Origin of the sequence: Oceanobacillus sp. Castelsardo (assembly GCF_001659985.1) — a bacterium.
Taxonomy (GTDB): domain Bacteria; phylum Bacillota; class Bacilli; order Bacillales; family Amphibacillaceae; genus Oceanobacillus.
Map to the genome: position 1 here is coordinate 638,473 of NZ_LYCS01000001.1, position 22,127 is coordinate 660,599.

Annotated in this window: 20 protein-coding genes and 1 other annotated feature (1 of these 21 running past the window's edge); all 20 genes read right to left on the reverse strand. The window is 33.7% G+C overall.

Features of this window, described 5'->3' with window-relative positions:
• Positions 1–60, reverse strand: a binding site (T-box leader); it reaches 163 nt to the left of the window's first position.
• A gap of 53 nt (positions 61–113) precedes the next feature.
• Positions 114–617, reverse strand: coding sequence for a DivIVA domain-containing protein (locus A9178_RS03230; RefSeq protein ID WP_068672463.1), 504 nt, complete (start codon positions 615–617; stop codon positions 114–116).
• Between the two features lie 228 nt (positions 618–845).
• Positions 846–1,622: a YlmH family RNA-binding protein gene (locus A9178_RS03235; protein ID WP_068672464.1), complete on the reverse strand. Its 777-nt coding sequence runs from the start codon at positions 1,620–1,622 to the stop codon at positions 846–848.
• A gap of 28 nt (positions 1,623–1,650) precedes the next feature.
• Positions 1,651–1,917, reverse strand: a complete 267-nt coding sequence (locus tag A9178_RS03240) for a YggT family protein (protein WP_068672465.1) — start codon at positions 1,915–1,917, stop codon at positions 1,651–1,653.
• Positions 1,918–1,923: 6 nt separating this feature from the next.
• On the reverse strand, positions 1,924–2,355 hold the full coding sequence (locus A9178_RS03245; protein ID WP_068672466.1) for a cell division protein SepF: 432 nt from the start codon (positions 2,353–2,355) through the stop codon (positions 1,924–1,926).
• Between the two features lie 21 nt (positions 2,356–2,376).
• The gene (locus A9178_RS03250; protein WP_068672700.1) at positions 2,377–3,051 is read right to left on the reverse strand and encodes a YggS family pyridoxal phosphate-dependent enzyme; all 675 of its coding nucleotides are present in this window, start codon (positions 3,049–3,051) and stop codon (positions 2,377–2,379) included.
• A 29-nt stretch (positions 3,052–3,080) separates the two neighbouring features.
• The gene (gene pgeF, locus A9178_RS03255; protein WP_068672467.1) at positions 3,081–3,890 is read right to left on the reverse strand and encodes a peptidoglycan editing factor PgeF; all 810 of its coding nucleotides are present in this window, start codon (positions 3,888–3,890) and stop codon (positions 3,081–3,083) included.
• A gap of 56 nt (positions 3,891–3,946) precedes the next feature.
• Positions 3,947–4,219 (reverse strand): YlmC/YmxH family sporulation protein, encoded by a 273-nt coding sequence (locus A9178_RS03260; protein ID WP_068672468.1) that lies wholly within the window; start codon positions 4,217–4,219, stop codon positions 3,947–3,949.
• Positions 4,220–4,341: 122 nt separating this feature from the next.
• The gene (gene sigG / locus A9178_RS03265) at positions 4,342–5,127 is read right to left on the reverse strand and encodes an RNA polymerase sporulation sigma factor SigG (protein ID WP_068672469.1); all 786 of its coding nucleotides are present in this window, start codon (positions 5,125–5,127) and stop codon (positions 4,342–4,344) included.
• A 121-nt stretch (positions 5,128–5,248) separates the two neighbouring features.
• Positions 5,249–5,974, reverse strand: coding sequence for an RNA polymerase sporulation sigma factor SigE (sigE, locus tag A9178_RS03270; RefSeq protein WP_369801936.1), 726 nt, complete (start codon positions 5,972–5,974; stop codon positions 5,249–5,251).
• Between the two features lie 15 nt (positions 5,975–5,989).
• A complete protein-coding gene (gene spoIIGA / locus A9178_RS03275) occupies positions 5,990–6,910 on the reverse strand; it encodes a sigma-E processing peptidase SpoIIGA (RefSeq protein WP_068672471.1) in 921 nt (306 codons plus the stop codon).
• A 272-nt stretch (positions 6,911–7,182) separates the two neighbouring features.
• Positions 7,183–8,328 carry a cell division protein FtsZ gene (ftsZ, locus tag A9178_RS03280; protein WP_068672472.1) on the reverse strand — a complete coding sequence of 382 codons (1,146 nt, stop codon included), beginning with the start codon at positions 8,326–8,328 and terminating at the stop codon, positions 7,183–7,185.
• Between the two features lie 62 nt (positions 8,329–8,390).
• Complete coding sequence (gene ftsA, locus A9178_RS03285; RefSeq protein ID WP_068672473.1) at positions 8,391–9,674, reverse strand: cell division protein FtsA; 1,284 nt, start codon at positions 9,672–9,674, stop codon at positions 8,391–8,393.
• Between the two features lie 221 nt (positions 9,675–9,895).
• A complete protein-coding gene (locus A9178_RS03290; RefSeq protein ID WP_068672474.1) occupies positions 9,896–10,663 on the reverse strand; it encodes a cell division protein FtsQ/DivIB in 768 nt (255 codons plus the stop codon).
• 176 nt (positions 10,664–10,839) lie between these two features.
• Positions 10,840–11,952, reverse strand: coding sequence for a stage V sporulation protein E (spoVE, locus tag A9178_RS03295; protein ID WP_082918068.1), 1,113 nt, complete (start codon positions 11,950–11,952; stop codon positions 10,840–10,842).
• A 132-nt stretch (positions 11,953–12,084) separates the two neighbouring features.
• Positions 12,085–13,431 carry a UDP-N-acetylmuramoyl-L-alanine--D-glutamate ligase gene (gene murD / locus A9178_RS03300; RefSeq protein ID WP_068672475.1) on the reverse strand — a complete coding sequence of 449 codons (1,347 nt, stop codon included), beginning with the start codon at positions 13,429–13,431 and terminating at the stop codon, positions 12,085–12,087.
• Positions 13,428–14,414, reverse strand: coding sequence for a phospho-N-acetylmuramoyl-pentapeptide-transferase (gene mraY, locus A9178_RS03305; protein ID WP_068672476.1), 987 nt, complete (start codon positions 14,412–14,414; stop codon positions 13,428–13,430). Before mraY ends, murD begins: the two co-directional genes overlap by 4 nt.
• A gap of 76 nt (positions 14,415–14,490) precedes the next feature.
• A complete protein-coding gene (locus A9178_RS03310) occupies positions 14,491–15,855 on the reverse strand; it encodes a UDP-N-acetylmuramoyl-tripeptide--D-alanyl-D-alanine ligase (protein WP_068672477.1) in 1,365 nt (454 codons plus the stop codon).
• Positions 15,856–15,860: 5 nt separating this feature from the next.
• Positions 15,861–17,330 (reverse strand): UDP-N-acetylmuramoyl-L-alanyl-D-glutamate--2,6-diaminopimelate ligase, encoded by a 1,470-nt coding sequence (locus A9178_RS03315; protein WP_068672478.1) that lies wholly within the window; start codon positions 17,328–17,330, stop codon positions 15,861–15,863.
• Positions 17,331–17,709: 379 nt separating this feature from the next.
• Positions 17,710–19,656 carry a stage V sporulation protein D gene (locus tag A9178_RS03320; protein ID WP_068672479.1) on the reverse strand — a complete coding sequence of 649 codons (1,947 nt, stop codon included), beginning with the start codon at positions 19,654–19,656 and terminating at the stop codon, positions 17,710–17,712.
• 232 nt (positions 19,657–19,888) lie between these two features.
• Positions 19,889–22,120, reverse strand: a complete 2,232-nt coding sequence (locus tag A9178_RS03325; RefSeq protein ID WP_068672480.1) for a penicillin-binding protein — start codon at positions 22,118–22,120, stop codon at positions 19,889–19,891.
• Positions 22,121–22,127 lie beyond the last annotated feature (7 nt).

The following is a 22,127-nucleotide window of genomic DNA, read 5'->3' on the forward strand; positions in this document are numbered from 1 at the left end:
ACCATCCCTAGATCGCTAATCAGCAATTTACTTTTATACTGTCTCCTTCATCGTATTTCGACTTTTTAACCTTTTTTAAGAATTATATGTAAAATATTCTTATTCGTCAAGATTTAAGATTTACTTTCAATTAATTCAAGCTCTTCGCTCATTTCTTCTGAAAAAAGTTCGTCCCAATCATCTGTTTTTATCATTTCCAATTGAGCCTCGACTAACATTTTAAGTCTTGTTCGGAAAACTTTAGCTTGCTTTTTTAATTCTTCTACTTCTATTGAAATTCGTCGTGATTTACTTAATGCTTCGTTGATAATTCGATCCGCATTTTTTTCTGCTTCTTTAATAATTAATTTCGACTCTTTTGTGGCACTACCTTTTACTTCTTCAGCTGTTTCTTGAGCAACTAATATGGATTTATTTAAGGTCTCTTCTATATTAGTAAAATGACCTAATTTCTCTTCTAATTGAGTAAACTTTTCCTGTAAATCTTTTTTCTCTCTAATAACCATCTCATAGTCTTTAATAACTTGATCTAAGAATTCATTGACCTCATCTTCATCATAACCTCGGAAACTTTTTGTAAACTCTTTATTATGAATATCTAGCGGTGTTAATGGCACATTGGCCACCTCCTTAAAGAAAATTAAAAACTTGGCATTCGACACAATACTTTGAGCAAATGCCTTATTGTACTGATACAAATCATAATCATTATGATGGGGCGAGTATTCAGAATCCCTGGAAGAAAGTGTTATACTTTTCTGCCTGCTAAAAATACGTCCCTAAATATTTTAATCTAGTCCTATTATTCGACAAAAGATTCCTTTATCCTGCAAAAACCTAAAAATTTAATTTAGAATGGCAATTGTTATTTTCCATTTATTCTTTTTCGTTTGACCATTTACTTTTACTAATTTGCTTCTCCCTTTACCACGAAGTGAAATTAAGTCACCTTCTTGTAATTGAAAATTAACTTCTTCCACAACTTTATAGTTCACTTTAACAAACTGCTTTTTTATAAATTCAGCTGAATCCTTCCTAGAAATACGATAGATTTCCTTTAAAACTGCATCCAATCTTAATGAGGATATGGTTTTTTCAGATTCAATCCATTCATTTTTCATTTGAATTAGGTGGTCTAGCAGAATTTCCTCGAATGTAATATTCGCTTTTTTGATGGAGTGTAAATTTGTTAGGACATACGTAGATATTTCTTCCGCTACTACTATTTGAATTTTTCCATCCCCAACAAAAATATCACCTAATTTTTTTCTTTTAATACCTAATGATAAAAAAGCTCCCATTACATCGCGATGTTCAAGTGAGATAAATTTTTCATGATAATTAGCTTGAAGTAAACTAAGCTGATAAGATTCTTGTGTAATTTCTTCATAAAAAGGAGCGATAATAGCTCGTTTTCTTTCATTTTGATTTCCGCCACCAAACAGTGATAACTTCAAATCATCCTGTGCCGTTCCGATTAGCATTTCAATAATTTGTTGTTCTCTCGGATCGAGGAAATCCGTTAATTTTGGTATGAATGTTCTTTCAACTTGTTCTTTCCATGACAGAACTTGATCTATAAAACCATGTTCCTCTTTTCGAAAATGCTGATAAATATCCATAGTAAACTCCTAAAAAACACTATACTTATTAAAATAGGAACATTCTAAAGAATTCAAATAACCCTATTCTAGCTAAATGTAAAACAAAAATCGCGATAATTGGTGAAAAATCTATCATTCCTAGTGGCGGTATAAATTTACGAAACAATTCTAGATAAGGTTCACAAATTTTACCTAAGAGTTCTCCAAAAGTAGATTCTCTTGCTCCTGGAAACCAAGACATGAAAATATAAATAATAATTCCCCAACTATATAAATTGAGTGCTAAATCTAAAATTTGTAACAACTGATACATCAACTACTACCATCCTTTATCATAGTCATCTTCATTAATTAAAGTTTCTGTTATCGTGCCAGATACATCAATATTTTCAGGAGTACATAGAAAAGTTTCGGAACCTAGCTTTTGGATATCTCCATTTAAAGCATATACAGTACCACTTAGGAAATCTACAATTCGCTTAGCTTGATTTCGATCAACCCTTTGTAGATTTATAACAACTGCACGTTTACTTACAATATTATCTGCAATTTCTTGTGCTTCGTTATATGTTCTTGGCTCACAAAGAACTACTTTGGAATTCGGTTGCTGAATAGCTGCTAAACTTACGACATTCTGATTTTTCTTTTGTTTTTCCACAAATTTATTTTCCGGAACTTCCTCTTCTTCTACATATTCGTACTCGTAATCTTCTTCTACAAAGAAACTTTTCAGCTTATTTTTTATACTCAAGCCTATCACCCCAATTTATTTTTAGAGACTACCTACTAATTTAGATCCAATTCTTATATGGGTTGCACCTTCTTCAATAGCAATATCATAATCATTACTCATACCCATGGATAAAAATTGACAGGGTGCATAAGAGTAATTTTTTTGACTAATTTGTTCCCGCAATTCTGCCAGTCGTTTAAAAACTTTCCTTATTTCATCCCTATCTTCAATATGAGGTGCCATTGTCATTAAGCCGACAATACGTATTTTTTCATATTTTTCAATTTCCTTAATAAAATCAAAGACGTTTTCAGGTGCTAGTCCATGTTTTGATTCTTCGCCACTTACATTGACCTGAACAAAACAATTCACTGGTTTTTCCGATCTTTTATTTATCTCTTTTGCCAATGATAAACGATCGAGTGAATGAAGATAATCTATCTTTTGAATAATGTCTTTTACTTTTCGGGTTTGTAGTGTTCCAATAAAGTGCCATATTGCATTTTGTCCAATTTCTTTATGTTTTTCTAAAAACCCTTCATTACGATTTTCACCAAGATTTTTAATACCTGCGTCAATTGTCTCTTCTGCTCGTTCTATTGTAACATATTTCGTCACACCAATAACCGTTATTTCATCTATTTTCCGATTACTTTTTTCACAAGCTAATTTCATATTTTCTTGAATTTCTATTAAATTTGAAGCTACATCCATTGTTATCATTACTCCCCCTAGTATTATGATTAAGATATAATCCCAAGGAAGCCTAGCATTCTTCCTGTTTTCCCTTTATCTCTTCGATGAGAGAAAAATAACGATTCATCTTTAAAAGTGCAATAATTTGTCACATCTATATTATGACGTAATACGCCACTTTGTAAAAGGATTTCTACATTTAATTTCTTTAAATCTAACAAATAACGATTATTTTTACTTGGTTTTACACATTTTTGGCGATACTTATCCTTGATGTTATCTATAACCTTTTCATCTACCTCATACATTTCTTGGGAAATAGATGGTCCTATAACAACTAAAAGGTTCGATTCATTGACTCCTTGGTCTTTCATAGCTTGTACCATCGACCCTGCCATTTCATTAACTGTCCCTTTCCATCCGGCATGTGCAATTCCAATTATTTCGGTTACGGGGTCATAAAAGAAGAGCGGAACACAATCAGCAAAAAAAGCGGTGCAAAGGATATTTTTCTCATTAGTAATTAATCCATCAACCCCTTGTACAGAGCTAAAATAATCTCGTGTCCCTTTTCCTTTATCATCTGAGTTTATCATTCGTACTGTAGTCCCATGTACTTGTTCACCAGAAACCCAATTTTCAAGGGGAATGTTCAACCTTTTGGCTAATAGTTCCCTATTTTTAATTATTTTTTCTTGATTATCCGGTACATGCAATCCAAGGTTAAGTGATTGAAATGGAGGATCACTAACTCCTCCATTTCTCGTCGTAAAACCTGCTATTAATTTTTTGTTTAATTGATGCCATTTTTCAATTTGTAAAAAAGATGTGTCCTTTTGGTGGAAAACTTCCGACATTATTATCCTCCTGAAATCTTTTATTGTTATATTATCATATTTTATAGAAAAATTTGCTATTTATTAGTATGGGATTGTGTTAGTAATAATGGACCATTTGCTTCCCTTACTAATATAACATCTGATCCGATTCGAACAATCTGATTCCATCCGATGATCAGTTCATCCGATTTACTAAAAAGATTACCCTTTTTATCTTTTACAAATAAAATGATAGCTTCAATTTTCCCTGTATTAGGATTAATTTCAAGATCCGCTATGTTCCCCAACCGGCGTCCATCTTCCATTAGAATAACTTCTTTCAGTTGTAACTCTGTTAAAGTAACCATATAAATCACCCACCTTATTACACTATATGCACTGACAAGTATTTATATTAGAAAACTTGTCACATGCTTTAAGCCTGACGAAAGTTAAAAACAAAAAAGAAGAGGTATAAACCTCTTCCTTCTTATCCTTCAAACATCTGTTTATTCATTTGACTAATGGCCGCTTTTTCCAATCTTGATACTTGTGCTTGTGAAATACCAATTTCCTCCGCGACTTCCATTTGTGTTTTACCTTGAAAAAAGCGTTTATTTAATATCATTTTTTCTCTTTCATTAAGCTTATACATACCTTCTTTTAGTGAAAGCTTATCAACCCATGAAGAATCTTTGTCTTTATCATCACTTATTTGATCCACGACAAATATTGGATCTCCCCCATCATTATAAATAGGTTCAAATAATGATACAGGGTCTTGAATCGCATCCATAGCAAAAACAATATCTTGATGTGGAATCCCCATTTCTTCCGCAATTTCTGCTGGTGTAGGTTCTTTTGAAGTTTTATTAATTAATTTTTCTCTTACTTGTAAAGCCTTATAAGCAATATCTCTTAATGACCTTGATACCCTTATAGGATTATTATCTCGGAGATATCTTCTAATTTCTCCGATTATCATGGGAACAGCATAGGTGGAAAATCTTACATTATGTCCTAAATCAAAATTATCAATGGATTTCATCAATCCAATACAACCTACTTGGAATAGATCATCTACATATTCCCCACGGTTGTTAAACCGCTGAATTACACTAAGTACTAATCTGAGATTACCATTTACTAGTTCTTCACGTGCAGAAATATCTCCCTTTTGTTGCATTCTGATGAATAATTCTTTCATTTCTTCATTGGTGAGTACTGGTAACTTGGATGTATCAACACCACATATCTCAACTTTATGTCTAGTCATATGTTAACCCTCCCAGATGGTGATGCTGTTCAAGGACAGTATCTCCCCCTAGGAGGGTTTTTATGCAATAACGGATATTTGAAATGAATTCCAATAACTATAAAACCTTTGTAAAATAAGGCTAAACCATTTTATTAAATTCTTTTTTTAATCTCCTAATTATTTTCTTTTCTAGTCGAGAAATATATGATTGTGAAATACCTAACATATCAGCAACATCTTTTTGTGTTTTTTCCTCTTCCCCTATCAATCCAAATCTCAACTCCATAATCTGTTTCTCTCTATCATTCAGTTTGGATAGGGCAGATTTCAATAAAGTCTTATCAACATCTGATTCTAAACCTTTTGTAATAATATCGTCATCTGTTCCTAATACATCAGATAATAATAATTCATTTCCATCCCAATCAATATTTAGAGGTTCATCGAAAGAAACTTCTGATTTTAATTTATTATTTCTACGTAAATACATTAAAATTTCATTTTCTATACACCTAGAAGCATATGTTGCTAATTTTATATTCTTTTCTGGATTAAAAGTATTAACCGCTTTAATCAGTCCTATAGTACCTATACTAATTAAATCCTCAATATTTATACCCGTATTTTCAAACTTTCTAGCAATATATACGACTAAGCGTAAATTTCTTTCTATTAAAATAGAGCGTGCAGATTTATCCCCTTTTGGCAATAACACAAGCAATTCTTGCTCCTCCTGTTTAGATAGCGGTGGAGGTAGTGCTTCACTTCCTCCAATATAATAGATTTCGTCTGATTTAATCCCTAAACGAATTAGTAGATTATACCATTTTAAGCGTATGCGTAATCGTAGCTTCCAAAATTTCAATCTCATCTCCCCTTTTTATGCAGTATTAATAGTGGCTAATTGAATAATTTGAGGATGAAGCAAACAATGATAACTATTATCCTTCGTAAGCTCCGCAAATTGAATCCCGATTAATAGTTTGCGACTTTTAATTTGTTGTTCCCCATAATACACTATTAAGTGTTCGGGGCGTAATGCTAAAAGAAACATATTATTTCCCTGCACCCCTTGATATGGAACAACTTGAATATTACTTTCCCAATCTTTAGGAACCATTTCCATATCAAATGTTTCATATGCATTTTTCAAGCTAAGCCATTCTTCCTCTGTAAACCATTTTTTTAGAAATGTTTGATCACAAATAATTACTGGCTTTTTTGATAATGGATCAACAAGTTGATTACCACTATCGATATATCCCATAGTCGAAAAGCTTTTATCCTTCATTTTAATGGATACAGTATAAAGTTGGTCATAGCGGATTTTTTCAGAAGCGTGCTTGTCCATGCGTTTCTTCGTAAAATACCATACAAAAGGGAATCCAATTAAAACGAACAACCAACTTACCGGATCGCCATAACCATTGTTATACGTAATGAATCCGCTAGAAGACATGGATATTGGATTAGAAAACAGAAAATGTAACCCTACAAGTCCACCTCCAATAGCAAATGTTGTAAAATAAAACAATAAAACTAGTTTAAAGAAACGATAAATCGTTATAAAACCAAAAGAACAAAATATAATAAAAAGAGAATAAATGATTTTTCCAATAAAACTAGTTAAAAAGGAATTCGGATATAATAAAGTTATTGGCACAATTAAAGAAGCAATGAATGCTCCGAAAATAACTTGTCTAATTTTAGTATCTTCTCTTGCTAAGGCTTTCGTTAGTAGAAGTAACATAAAGTCTAAAAAGAAATTAAGTGCCCAAACTGCATCTAAATATATTTCCATTTCACTCTTCCTCCTAGTAGATAGAGGATGGTTTCTCCTTAAAATTTAATATTATATGTGGGTTCTATTGGTTAGATTTACAGAAAAGTATATCTGATATATTAAGCAAAGTCTGTCACTTCTTGTAAGTTGAATAGGGCTAATTTTAACTAGTTATCGAAAAGTTTGTCGGGGGAATGTAATAAGTAGATTCAAAGGAGCATCCTTGTCATAAAAAGAATTGTCGAAAGAAAAAAGCAAACGAGCATATGTCGTTTGCTTTTAAAGGTATATTATCTTCTATTTCGGTTTCGATTTCTTAAGAATGTTGGTATATCTAATTCATCATCTTCTTGAATTCTTGGACGTTGAACTTGCTCTCTTTGTTGTGGTTGTTGTGTTGGTGCTTCTTCTTTAGTTGCTGCATGTTGTTTTTGATTTAATGTTGGACGCTGTTGTTTAGAAGGCATTTCTGGTTTTTTACTCAATTCGTCAAAACCAGTCGCAATTACTGTTACAACAATTTCGTCGTTTAAATTCTCATTAATAACAGAACCAAAAATAACGTTTACTTCCTTATCTGCAGCAGATGTTACTAAATCAGCAGCCTCTTGCACTTCATATAGGCTTAAGTTTGTTCCACCAGTAATATTCATTAAAATACCGTGAGCTCCATCAATAGAAGTCTCTAATAAAGGAGAAGAAATTGCTTTTTTCGCAGCCTCAGTAGCACGGGTCTCTCCTGTAGCGATACCGATACCCATTAATGCTGAACCTTTATCGAACATAATTGTTTTAACGTCAGCAAAGTCAACGTTAATTAAACCTGGTTTTGCAATTAAGTCTGAAATCCCTTGGACACCTTGTCGTAATACATTGTCAGCTTCACGGAATGCCTCTAACATAGGTGTATTTTTATCAACAATTTCAAGCAAACGGTCATTCGGAATGACGATTAATGTATCAACAGCATTTTTTAGCGCTTCAATTCCAGATATTGCTTGTGTCGAACGTCTTCTACCTTCAAATGAAAAAGGTCTTGTTACAACACCAACAGTTAAAGCTCCTAAATCCTTTGCAACTTGTGCAATAACTGGAGCAGCACCAGTACCCGTTCCACCGCCCATACCAGCAGTAACAAATACCATGTCTGCACCTTGTAAAACTTCTTCGATCTGTTCTTTACTTTCTTCAGCAGCCTTCTTACCAACTTCAGGATTCGCACCAGCTCCTAAACCTCTAGTAAGTTTACCACCAATTTGTATTCTTAATTCCGCTTTAGATAAATTAAGTGCTTGAGCATCTGTGTTTACAGCTATAAATTCAACACCTTCAACGCCGTGTTCAATCATTCGGTTAACAGCGTTATTACCTCCGCCACCGACACCGATAACTTTTATCGTCGCTAATTCATCCATATTTGTATCAAACTCTAACATTTTCGTTCCTCCTAATTTCTACGCAAATCTCACGAGTTTTATAGATTTAAACATTCAAGAGTTTAATCAAAAAACCATTTGAATAAACTACTAACTTTTCCATTTTCTTTTTTCACTTTTCTTTTCGGTTGCTCAGGACTTTCTTGCTTCGAATGGCGCTTAGGACTAGGTTCGTCACTGTCATTACGAACAGCTGGATATAATTCTTTACCTTGAATTTTTGCGTTTCGGTATGCAAATTGCAGAATACCCACTCCTGCTGTAAACTGAGGCTCTCTAACACCGATATAATCTGGAATCGCAATACGAACATTAGAATGGAATAAATCCTGAGCTAATTCTAACACTCCTGGCATTGCCATTGTTCCTCCAGTTAACACGTAACCACCCGGTAGTTCTTGATACCCTATTTTACGAATTTCGCGTTCAGCAAAGGCATATATTTCTTCCATTCTTGCTTCTATCATATCAGAAATTTCAAGCTGATTGTATATTTCTCTTTGATTGCTTCCGATTACAGAAACCTCAAAAGTTTCATCCTCTTGTGCATCATCATAAAAAGCATGGCCATAGTTTAATTTAACGTCTTCAGCTTCTTCGGTCGTGGTACGTAAACCAATCGATATGTCCTTTGTAATATTATTTCCACCAAGACTAACAACACTTGTACCTTGCAAATAATCATTTTCAAAAACAGAAATGGTAGAACAACCTCCACCAACATCAATTAAGGCTACACCCATATCTTTTTCATCTGGTGACAGTGCTATCGTACCAGTAGCAAGTGGTTGTAAACAAATATCCAATACTTCTAAATTAGCACGTTCCACACATTTAAGTATGTTATGTAAAATGGTTCTTGAACAGGTAATGATTGTTCCTTCCATTTCTAAGCGAACACCAATCATTCCTCTTGGGTCGGTAATTTCGTCTAATCCATCTACTATAAATTGTTTAGGTATGACATCGATAATCTCGCGCTCTGGTGGAATGGAAATTACTTGTGCACCGTCAATTACTCTTCTGATGTCTTCATCCGTAATTTCACGATCTTCACTTTGAACCGCAACAACACCATGGCACGGTTGTAATTCAACGTGATTTCCATTTATACCAACAATAACCCTTTCTATATGCATGCCGACCATTCGTTCCGCTTGTTCGACAGCACTTCTAATGGATTGTACCGTTTGATCAATATCGACAATTGCTCCCTTTTTCATTCCATTAGATTTTGCTGTACCTACACCAATAATATTTAAAGAATCATTTAATACTTCTCCAATTATTACTTTAATTTTTGATGTTCCTATATCAAGACTTACTAGTATTTCACTATTATTCAAAGAAAGGCACCTCCAAATTCAACACGTCCATACAATATTACTTTCATTCGACTAAAATGATATATATAGGTATTATTTCCACAAAAAAGGCTATATTCCTTTAATTTATTAGAAAAAAGATTCCTATATACAATAAAAGCATATATTTTTAATAGATTGAAAGATTTTTCTCTTAATTAAATTTTCAACATTACCTTGGGTTACAATATAGAATCTCTCAATTATTCCGTTTCTTCAGAGTCATCATTAAAAGATTCAAAATATACCCCCACACCAATATGGATAATCCCATCAACACCTGGTTCTAATTGAGAAACTATTGAAGGATAAACTTCCATTTTCTCAGAAAAATTCCGAATCGTTCCATCAACTATGTATCCATCTGTCATAAAAAGATGAATTTTATTTTTATTATTGTCAGTTGGTTTCCAATGAATTTCAGAGATGAGATTTGTTATATTTTTGGGTAAATTATTTAACTCCTCAGCCATCCGTCGTAAATACTCATCCTCTGTAAAGCCAATTAACATTGGTGAGTTACCATTATATGTATCTTGTCCTCTTTGTTTCAATGATACCCCATTAGCTAAAATTGGATAGTATTTCCTTTCTTCTTTTACATAACCTACAACATTATGTTCTGTTAATTCAATTGAAACAGTCCAAGGAAGATTACGGTTAACTTCTACTTCCTTAACGATAGGATTTGTTTTTATAGCCTTTTCTATAGCATCAAAATTAACCATCCAAATATTCGTTTTAGTAGTAATTTCAGATAAATTTATTATTTCCTCATCCGTAGTATGCACATTCCCTTGAACATTTACTGTTTTAACATGACTTAATGGTGATTGCAAATAAACAATAATTGAAATCAAGAAGAAAAAGATTGATAGATAAAAAATCAAACGTCGATTAGCTTTTTTCTTACGAGCTTGTTTTAATTTAGGAATACGATCCTCAATTGAAACAATATTTTTATTACTCATCCCCATTTCTTCCTTTTTCAGAAATTAAAAGAATAAAACGGCATCAATTATGCCGCTTTTATTCAGTTACATGAATTATATCATAAAATATGGATAAACATATAGTGTCCTAGCATCAGATTAGCAAGTTTTTTCACAAATCTAATGGGTAATATTTTCCATTTTTTCCATTTGCTCTAAATTTTGGAATAAATACTGATGTTTAATAAAATTCCAACTGAACAAAGTGTTAAAGTTAATGAAGAGCCTCCGTAACTAAGGAATGGTAATGTAATACCTGTAACAGGTATTAATCCAATTACTACACTTATGTTAATCATTGCTTGTACAGCTAACATCGATACAATACCAAGAGCCAATAATCTTCCAAAAAGATCTGGAGCTTCTATTGAAACTTTAATTCCTCTCCATAAAAGAAGTAGAAATAAAAGAATGACAAAAGTGCCGCCGATAAACCCTAATTCTTCCCCTACAATCGCAAAAATAAAGTCATTTTGTGGTTCCGGTAAATAGAAATATTTTTGTAAACTATTCCCCAGCCCAAGTCCCATTAAACCACCAGGTCCAATAGCATAGAGAGATTGAATAATTTGGAATCCGTCACCTAATGGATCTTCCCAAGGATTTAAAAATGCTGTTATTCGATCAATTCTATAAGGAGCTGAAGCAATTAATCCAACCAATCCTAATAACCCTAAAGCAGCTAGTCCAAAAAAATGAGATAGTCTAGCACCAGCTACAAAAATCATTATAATGCAGGTTAGAACCAATACCATTCCTGTACCTAAATCTGGTTGAAGCATTATTAAACCGAACGCTGTAAAAACTAATAACAATGATGGTAAGAAACCATTTTTAAAAGATGTAATATACTTTTGTTTTGTAGCAAGCATATTAGCCAAAAATATAATTAATCCTAGTTTCATAAACTCAGATGGCTGTATACTAAAGGCCCCAACTCCTATCCAACTTTGCGCCCCTCCACGAATTAATCCTATTCCTGGAATTAATACAAGTATTAATAAAGTAAAACAGACTATTAATAGGATTTTTGAATAATTTTTCCAAGTGCCATAAGGTATAAACATAAAGAAAAACATAGCAAAAACCCCTACACCAGCAAATAATAACTGACGTTTCAAGTAAAAAAATTCATCACCAAACTTATACTCTGACCATACATGAGACGAACTATAAACCATTACTACACCGACCATTAACAGCGCTATAATTATCCATAATAAAATGTAATCAGGTTTACTTTGATCGTTTAGACGTTTTTTAAACAAAAAAACACCCCTTTGACTAGAATATAGACAGGGGCATTTTCTTCATATTAGAGCTTCTTCAAAAATTCTGGTATTTACCCTCTTTTTTTGAACACACTCTATTACTAAATAGAAACATTCATACAAGCCCCTCTAAACTAGTTTATGCACGGCTTGTATAAACATGTCTCCTCTTTCTTCAAACGTTCGATACTGATCCCAACTTGCACAAGCTGGTGATAGTAATATAACATCTTTTTCATTAGAAATTTCATAAGCCTTAATAACTGCTTCATTTACATCTTCCACTGTAATAGTTGAAATTCCATTTTCTTCGGCTAGTCTTCGTAATTTATCTTTCGTTTGACCAAATACAACCATAGCTTTTACATTTTGTAAATAGGCAGCTAAATCAGCAAACCCATTTCCCCTGTCCAACCCGCCAGCTAGTAAAATAACAGGATTATCAAATGAGGATAAAGCTTTTTGAGTAGCTAATATGTTAGTTGCTTTGGAATCATTATAAAATAAACGACCATGAACATTTTCTACAAATTGTAATCGATGACGAACACCTTGAAATGTAGTTAAAACCTTACTGATCCCTTGATTAGTGGCACCTTTAAGTTTCGCTGCTGCGACTGCCGCTAAGATATTTTCAAGGTTGTGATTACCAACTAAAACTATATCTTTTCGTGAAATTACTTTTTCATTTTTAAAATAAACATATTCATCATCTAGCCATGCCCCATTCTCCATTTTATTTTTTATAGAAAAAGGAACAAGTGTAGACTTAGCGTTTTTTGCTTCTAAAGTAATAATTTCATCATCAGCATTATATACTAAGAAATCATCCTTTGTATGATTTTTAAAAATATTGAATTTCGCTTGTTTATAATTGTCAAATGTTTTGTGATAATCTATATGTGCTTCAAATATATTCAATAAAACTGCAATATTAGGTTTGAATTTTTCAATGCCTTGTAATTGAAATGATGATAATTCTAATACTAATGTTTCATTACTCTTAAGTTGTTCAGCGACTTCACATGCAACAACTCCAATATTTCCAGCTACCTTAACTGGTCTTTCGCTTTCTTCCAACATTTTAGTGATTAAAGTTGTTGTTGTCGTTTTACCATTGGAACCTGTGATCCCAATAATCGAATCTCCCGCGAGTCTATACGCAATTTCTACCTCAGTGATTACGGGAATATTTCTTTCCCTTGCTTCAACAATAATTGGATTTTCATAAGGAATTCCTGGATTTTTTACAACAATCTCTATTTCATCCAAAACTGATAATGGATGTGAACCTACTACTACGTCTGCACCAAGGCTTTTTAATTCCTTTAGTATAGAATCATTTTCTTCTGTTTTCATATCATTAATACGAACATGTTTATTTTGCTTTAATAACAATTTAGCAACTGCCGTTCCACTTTTAGCTAGTCCTAAGACTAAAATAGTTGAATAAGGAAAATCCAATATTTTTTTCAATTTAAGCCCACCTCAATATATACGCCAAGCACAGCAAAAATAAGTCCAACTAACCAAAAAGTTGTTACAACTCTCCATTCTGACCAGCCTAACAGTTCATAATGATGGTGTAACGGACTCATCTTAAATACTCTTTTACCAGTTGTTTTAAATGAAATAACTTGAATAATAACGGATAAAGTTTCTAATACGAAAATTCCACCAATAATAACAAGCAAAATTTCTGTTTTTGTTAATATAGCAACTGCCCCAATAGCTCCGCCCAACGCGAGTGAGCCGGTATCACCCATAAATACTTTTGCTGGATGGGCATTAAAGACTAGAAATCCTAAAAGTGCTCCTACAACTGCTAATGAAAAAATGGAAACTTCTATAAATCCACCTATGAATAATGTAAGTATTGCATAAGCTCCAAATGCTATTGCTGCAGTACCCGCTAATAAACCATCTAATCCATCTGTTAAGTTTACCGCATTAGAAGCTCCAACTAAAATAATTATAATAAAAATGGCATAAAACCAACCAAAATCCCACTGTATGTCTGTACCAGGAATTTGAATGATTGTAGAAAATCCTTGTCCTTTTAGTATAAAGAAAAATACAAGTGCAATAACAATTTGTCCTAACATTTTTTGTTTAGAAGTTAAACCTAAATTACGCTTCATCGCTACTTTTATGAAATCATCTAAAAAACCCAATACTCCGTAGCCAAATAATACAAAAATTAATAGCCAGAACTCATAACCAACATGATTTCCGAGCACTTTGTAAGCCATAATAATAGACGTGATGACAATGCTAAGTACAATCATTGTACCCCCCATTGTTGGCGTACCCGTCTTTATCATGTGAGATTTAGGTCCTTCTTCTCGTATACTTTGGCCAAATTTCAACCTTCTTAATAATGGGATGAAAATGGGAGATAAAAGGACGGTGATTAGAAATGCTATTGCTATTGTTATAATTATCACTGTTAAATCCATTGTGTTTCCTCCTCTTACATGGACCGTCCAAACTAAAAATAGATTATTACCTTAACTTTTTAAAACAAGATAAAGATTAATTGACTAACTCATTTACAAAGGTTTCAAATTTTAATCCTCTAGAAGCTTTAAATAATACTAATGATTGATTATTCAAAAATGGTTGTAATGCTTCTAATAATTTTTCTTTTGAGTCAAAATGGGCGGTTTTGATTTTATTACCTTTGTCTTCTTTCACTTTATTAGAAATCACCTTTGACATAGAACCAAAAGTAAATAATACAGATATTGGAGCTTCAATCACTTCTGCAATTGTCTCGTGTAACGATTCGGAAAGTTGTCCTAGTTCAAGAACATCTCCAAGAATTAAAACTTTGTCCATAAACCCATCCATTTCCTTCACAACTTCAATAGCAGCTTTCATGGAAGTTGGTGATGCATTATAAGCATCGTTGATAATGGATACTTCGTTTTTTCCTTTTAATAATTCAAAACGCATGGATGTGTGTTGTACAGACTGCAATGCTCGTCGTCTTTCTTTTATATCAATTTCTAGACAGTCTGCTAACGCAATAGCAAAACATGCATTTTTCGCATGATGCTTTCCTAATAACGGAATGTGGTAAGTAGCTCCATCCGATAATGTAAAAATGGTATCTTTTAAAGTAACTTTAGCATCTTCAATTATAAAATCATTACTTTCTTTAAAACCACATTTAATAACTTTTGACTTTTGGTGTAACGATTCTAAGAGTTCCTCATCACCATCAATAATGATGGTGCCATCTTTCTCTAAACCGTTAATAATTTCCATCTTTGCATTTGCAATTCCTTCCCTAGAACCAAGGAATTCAATATGAGACTCTCCTATATTCGTTATTATGGCAAAATTAGGTCTAGCTATTTTAGATAATAAATCTATTTCGCCAAAATTACTCATTCCCATTTCTAATATTAATACTTCCGTATCCCTATTCATGGAAAGAATAGTTAACGGAAGACCAATATGATTATTAAAATTTCCTTTTGTAGAATGGGTAATATAGTTAGATTTCACTACAGCTGTCACAAGATCTTTTGTGGTCGTTTTACCATTTGAACCCGTAATACCAATAACAATTGGATTAATTTGATTTCGATAAAAAACCGCTAGTTTCTGTAGGGAATGTAAAGTATCCTCCACTAAAAATACCGGAAGATCCTTAGGCAGGGTTGATGGTAGCTTCTGATCTTTATTCCAAAATAAAGCAACCGCTCCGTTTTTAACCGCCTGTTCAACAAATTGATGACCATCAAAGTTTTCCCCGACAATTGGAATAAACAAAGAGTTTTTTGTTTCTTTTCTACTATCTGTCGTTATTTCTTTAATACCTATTTCTTTATTTATACTACCCTGATTTTTAGGAAACCATTTGGACAAATCTTTTAACGTAAACAACATATACATTACCCCTTAGCAATTATTGCGCTTTTAGCTATAACCCTGTCATCAAAATCATACTTAGTATGACCAATTTGTTGATAGGTTTCATGACCTTTTCCAGCAATTAATATAATATCATCGTCCTTCGCATACTGAACCACTTTATGAATTGCTTCTTTTCTATCCAAGATGACTTCATATCCATTTTCACCGATTAAACCTTCCGTCATATCGTTTAAAATAGAAACAGGATCTTCCGTCCGAGGATTATCAGATGTAAAAATTGCAAAGTCTGAGTATTCCATGGCGACTTTAGCCATTAAAGGGCGCTTCGTTCGGTCACGGTCCCCACCACAACCCACGACAACATATATATCATTTTTTGCAAATTCTTTTACAGTTTGTAACACGTTTTCTAATGAATCTGGTGTATGTGCATAATCAACAATAACCGTAAAATTTTGTCCAGCATCTACTACTTCAAAACGGCCATCGACTCCATTTATACTTTCTAAAGCTTCTTTTATAACTTCTAAAGAAACATTTTTAGCTATCGCTGCCCCAGTGGCCGCTAACATATTATAAACATTAAACATGCCAATTAATTTACTCTTAATTACGACTTCACCAACCGGAGTTTCTAATAAAAATGTTGTACCTGAAGCATCTAACTGAATTTCCTTAGCAACTATATCAGCATCTTGACGACAACTGTACGTTAAAATATGTTGCGCAGTACTTCTTTTTAATAAATCAGCTGAAGAGTCATCCTCATTAATAATCGCAAATTTTTGTTTTTCTTGATTAAAGTTATTTCCTAGTTGACTAAACAAGAGACTTTTCGCACGTAAATAATCATCCATATCTTTATGGTAGTCAAGATGGTCTTGAGATAAATTTGTAAATATGGCAACATCATAATCACAACCATATACTCTTCCTAAATCAAGGGCATGGGAAGATACCTCCATAATCGCTTGATTCACATCTTCATCGACCATTTTCTTGAAGAAACGTTGAAGTTCAAGGGCGTTTGGAGTTGTATTTTGTGTTGGAAAAGTATTTTCACCGATTTTCATTTGAATGGTTCCGATTAAGCCTGTTTTCTTCTTATCTTGATTAAATATTTTTTCTAGTAAATACGTTACAGTTGTTTTACCATTCGTTCCTGTCACACCGATAAGGGAAAGTTCAGTTGTTGGATAATTATAAAACCTAACGGCAAGCATGGACAAAGCCCTTGCAGAATCATTAACTATAATAACCGGTACACTAGTTGTCACTTCTTTTTCGGCAATAATTGCAACCGCACCATTATTAACTGCTTCTTTAACATATTCATGTCCATCCACAGTAAATCCGGAAATACATACAAATAAATTCCCATCCCTTACTTTTCTAGAATCCATTTCTATTTCTGTTATTTCAATATTACTAATATTCGTTTCTGTTTGATAAAACGGTATATTCGTTAGCAAATCTTTTAAATACATTATCGTAACATCCTTTTTTCTTTTATTATCCTACATAGAGATAATAACATCCCAAATATATGTACGTTACTTCATCCATTTTTTTAGAGGGTGTTAACACCCTCTAAAAAAAATATTTTATCACCATTTATTACATTTAAAAAGAATAAATACAAAATCAATGGGAAAGCATATTAATTTATCCCGCATTAACTAGCTGTAAGATCCCCCATTTCCACATCGCAAAATAATAGGAATTTTAAGTCAGGGATCAACAGCCAGTAAAAAACCGATTCGTTTAACTAACAATCAGTGGGGGATAAAAAGGCCGAATAAAACCGCAACGTCCTGTGCATCGCCCCCCACACTGATTGTTAGTTGAACTTTATTATATCAAATATTATTCCTCTTCACGATTTTTTTCTTCATCACTTAAAAAAATCCGAACCGTTGAACCTGGTTCTAATTTTGTTCCCGCTTTTGGCGCTTGATCTATAATTACATCTCCAGAACCACTCGTCTCTATTGATAAATTGGTCATCATTTCCATTAAGTCGCCCTTCGAATGCCCTATTAAGTTTGGAACTTCGACAGCTGGTTCCTCAGGCCACTGGTATTCTTTGTCTAATCCACCAGTACGTGGTTCAATCTCCATAGCTCGTAAACTGTCTCCGATAATAGTTCCAACTATCGGCGCTGCAACTACACCACCAAATTGAATCGTATTTTTTGGATTATCTACTGCTACATAAACTAATATTTCCGGATCGTCAGCTGGAGCAAATCCAACAAAGGATACAATATAATTATTCTCTAAATAGCCACCATTTGGACCTACCTTCTGGGCCGTCCCAGTCTTACCTCCAACCCGGTACCCTTCTACGTATGCCGGCCTACCTGAACCTTTAGCAACAACATTTTCTAAAGCCCGACGCACTTCTTCTGAAGTAGACTTAGAGATAACCTGTTCTTTTAAAGTTGGCTCCATTTTTTCTACAACTTTTCCAGTTTGAGGATCAAGCCATTCATCTGCTATATATGGTTCATATAAATAACCACCATTTACAGCTGCCGCAACAGCCATTACTTGCTGTATAGGTGTGACTGAAACACCTTGACCAAAAGAGGTAGTTGCTAACTCTACAGGTCCAACATTCTCTGGCTTAAATAAAATACCTGATGCTTCCCCTTGCAAGTCGATTCCGGTCTTCTGGCCGAAACCAAAATCTTTAATGTAAGAAAACAATCGTTCTGTTCCTAATTTTTGACCTAAATTTACAAAACCTGGGTTACAAGAATTTTGTACAACCTCTAAATAGGTTTGATGTCCGTGTCCACCACTTTTCCAGCAATGAATAGTAGCCCCTCCGACTTCTACAGAACCACTATCATTGAATTCATCCTTATTTAAATCAACTAACTCTTCTTCTAATGCCGCTGCTAATGTAATAATTTTAAAAGTGGAACCCGGTTCATAAGTAGACCAAACAGGTAGGTTTCTGTTAAATATCGATTGATCTACTTCTTTATAATTTTCAGGATGAAAGTTAGGTCTTGAAGACATGCCCAGGACTCCCCCTGTTTTTGGGTTAACCGCTATGGCAATGGCGGAATCTGGACTATATTTCGTTTCTACGAGATCTAGTTCTCGTTCTATAATTGTTTGCACCTTTGAATTAATAGTTGTCTTCAAGTGCAACCCGTCTGCTGGAGGACTATATATATCAGCTAACGTTTCTAATCTCCTCCCTTTAGCATCTGAGTAAAAAGAAAGGCTACCTTTTTCACCACTAAGCTTATCATCATAATAAAGCTCTAATCCCATAAGCCCCTGATTGTCTATTCCCGCAAACCCTAAAACATGTGATAAATCGTCCCCTAATGGATAGTGTCTTTTTGAATCCTTTGATAGATATACACCACTCAGGTTAAGGTTACGAATTGCTTTTTCTTGCTCGGCTGATATTTTAATACCTTCTGGGCGTAAATTTACACTTGATGCATTTTTTGTTATGGAATCATATACAGTACCTTTGTCCATATTTAAAATGCTTGCTATTTTCCCGGCGGTTGAGTCTGCATCTTCAATTTGTCTAGGAACTACTACAACAGAAGGTGCAGTAACATTTTCAGCCAACACTTCTCCTTCACTATCAAGAATTAATCCTCTTTCCGGTTCAAAAACAATGTCCCTCGTCCATAAATCCGTAGCTTGTCCAACTAATTCATCACCTAAGAAAAATTGAACATACCCTAAACGGATGACAATAATAGTTAAAATGAAAACAGCAAAAAGAAATACAGTGACTATTCGTTTTCTAACTGTTACAGTGGATACACGCTTCATTTTTCTAAATCCCCTTTTCATAGGTAGGCTTGTATCAACTATATGTTTTTAAGAAACTAAATAGAACACTGTACATATTAAAAGAGGATGTTCAAAAAGTCCGGTAAAAATGACATTTCGCATTTCTTCGTTGGCGATTGCGGAACTTCTACTAAGATTGCCCACGTCCTGTGAGCAACGTAGAAGTCCTTTTTATCCTCCTTTTTGAACACGCACTAAAATGGCATTAACATCATTCGGCTTGTTCTTCTGTATCTGTATTTTCATTTTCTTTATTGTTTTCTTCATTTTCATCTTGACCTGGTGGACTCAATTCTACCGCTAAGTATTCACCTTTACTTATTTCAGCATTCTTTTCAATACTCTGCGATGTTACATAACCATTGCCAAAGGTTTCAACTTTAAGTTCGAGTAAATCTGCCAGTTGTAAAACATCACGTTTGGACCAATTTGCAATATCTGGCATTTTAAGTTGATTCGTAACAAGAATTATTCTTTCTTGGGTAATAACCATATCACCTTCATGTACGTTAGCAGAAATAATTTTATCCCCATCACCAACTACTGTCACGTTCAATCCACTATCAACTAATTTTTGTTTTACATCTTCAGTACTTTTGTCTATTATTTTTGGAATTTCCGTTTTAATTAAGGAGTCTTCCTTTTCTTTATCAGGATTGATATTTAAATAATGCAAACTATTCTGCATGACATTTCGGTAAATGAATGATAAAGGATCAGAACCAACTTCGTGAGGTTCTAATTCTGGTTGTTTCACAGATACATACATTACTAATTGCGGATCATCAATTGGAGCCATACCTAAAAAAGAGAAAATATAGTTGTTTCTTCCCGTTAAGTAACCACCATTAGGATTAGGGATTTCAGCAGTTCCTGATTTCCCACCCGTTGAATAGTCATCCAATTTATATTTTTCTCCTGTACCATGTTCACTGTTTACTACGGAGTCCATTAAAGACAGTACTTTTGTTGCTGTTTCTTCTGATATCGGCTGACCGACAACAGTTGGCTCCTTCTGTTCTAGAATTTGTCCTGTTGTTGAATCTACTATTCTATCAACGACATATGGTTGAAGCATTTTCCCACCATTAGCAATTGCTGTTGCAGCTTTAACTTGTTGTATTGGAGTTAAAGTGGAACCTTGTCCAAATGAAGTTGTAATTTTTTCAAGTGGCCAATTGTATAGAATTTGTCCAGCTACTTCACCTGGTAAATCAATATCTGTCTTCTTATCAAAATCAAATGCATGTAAATACTCCAAAAACTTCTCCGTTCCTAACTTCTCCCATACCAATTTAGATGCAGCAACGTTAGACGAACGAGCAAATCCTTCATCAAAAGAAATGGTACCCCACCCTTTTCCTTTATTATGATCATGAATAGGTGTGATTTTTTCATTTACTTGATAACTACCGGAAGCAAATCCTTCGTCTCCATTATAAACGCCTTCCTCAATGGCAGAAGCCCAGGTAAATATTTTCATAGTAGATCCTGGTTCAAACGGTGTTGAAACTGCATCGTTGTACCAGTTCTTAACATTAGCAGGATTGTTTGGATTGTAGCTTGGCCTATTCCCCATTGCTAGTACTTCACCCGTTTTTGGATTCATTACTATTGCAGTGATTCGCTCTGGGTTATACTCTTCTTCTACTTGCGTTAATACATCTTCTACTAATGTTTGTATTTTTTGATCGATAGTAAGGTAAACATTATCACCATTTTCAGGTTGCTTAATGATTTCATTGGGATTTAGTAACTTTTTATTATATTTATCACGCTGATAGGAAATGTATCCATCTTTCCCCTCCAATAAATCATTCATTTCATGCTCCATTCCAGCAATCCCTTTTATTTCATTGATAAATTGTCCATCTTTTTCAATTTCTTCTTCTCTAGCGAAACCTATAATATGGGAAGCAAATGTACCATTGGGATAATAACGTCTCGAATGTTCCGCGAAATTTATTCCAGGTAAGTCTAACTCTTCAATTTGTTCTTTTACGTGCTGTGATACTTCATTACCGACTTTACCAAATTCTACTTGGAATCTATCATTTTCTATTCCGCTCTTAATTGGTTTAAGTATGGTGCTTTCATCAACATCTAAAATTGGCGCCAGAATTTCTGCTGTTTTCTTAGGGTCTACAACATGTTTAGGATCGTCAGAGTTCTCGGAGTACTCCTCACGAACAATTGCATACATTCGATAGACTGGCATGTCATAAGCAAGTGTCATTCCATTTTTATCAAATATTTTTCCTCTTTCTGCTTTTAACGTATAAGAAGAAGTGCGTTTTTGTTCAGCAAACTCTTTTAATGACACACCATCAATTTCACCTGTTGCCTGAATATACATAAATCTTCCAGCCAGGATAATAAATATAGTCGAAAAGAAAATAATTAATATGCCGGTCATGAAGTGTGTCGTTTTATTCTTCCTCATAAAAATC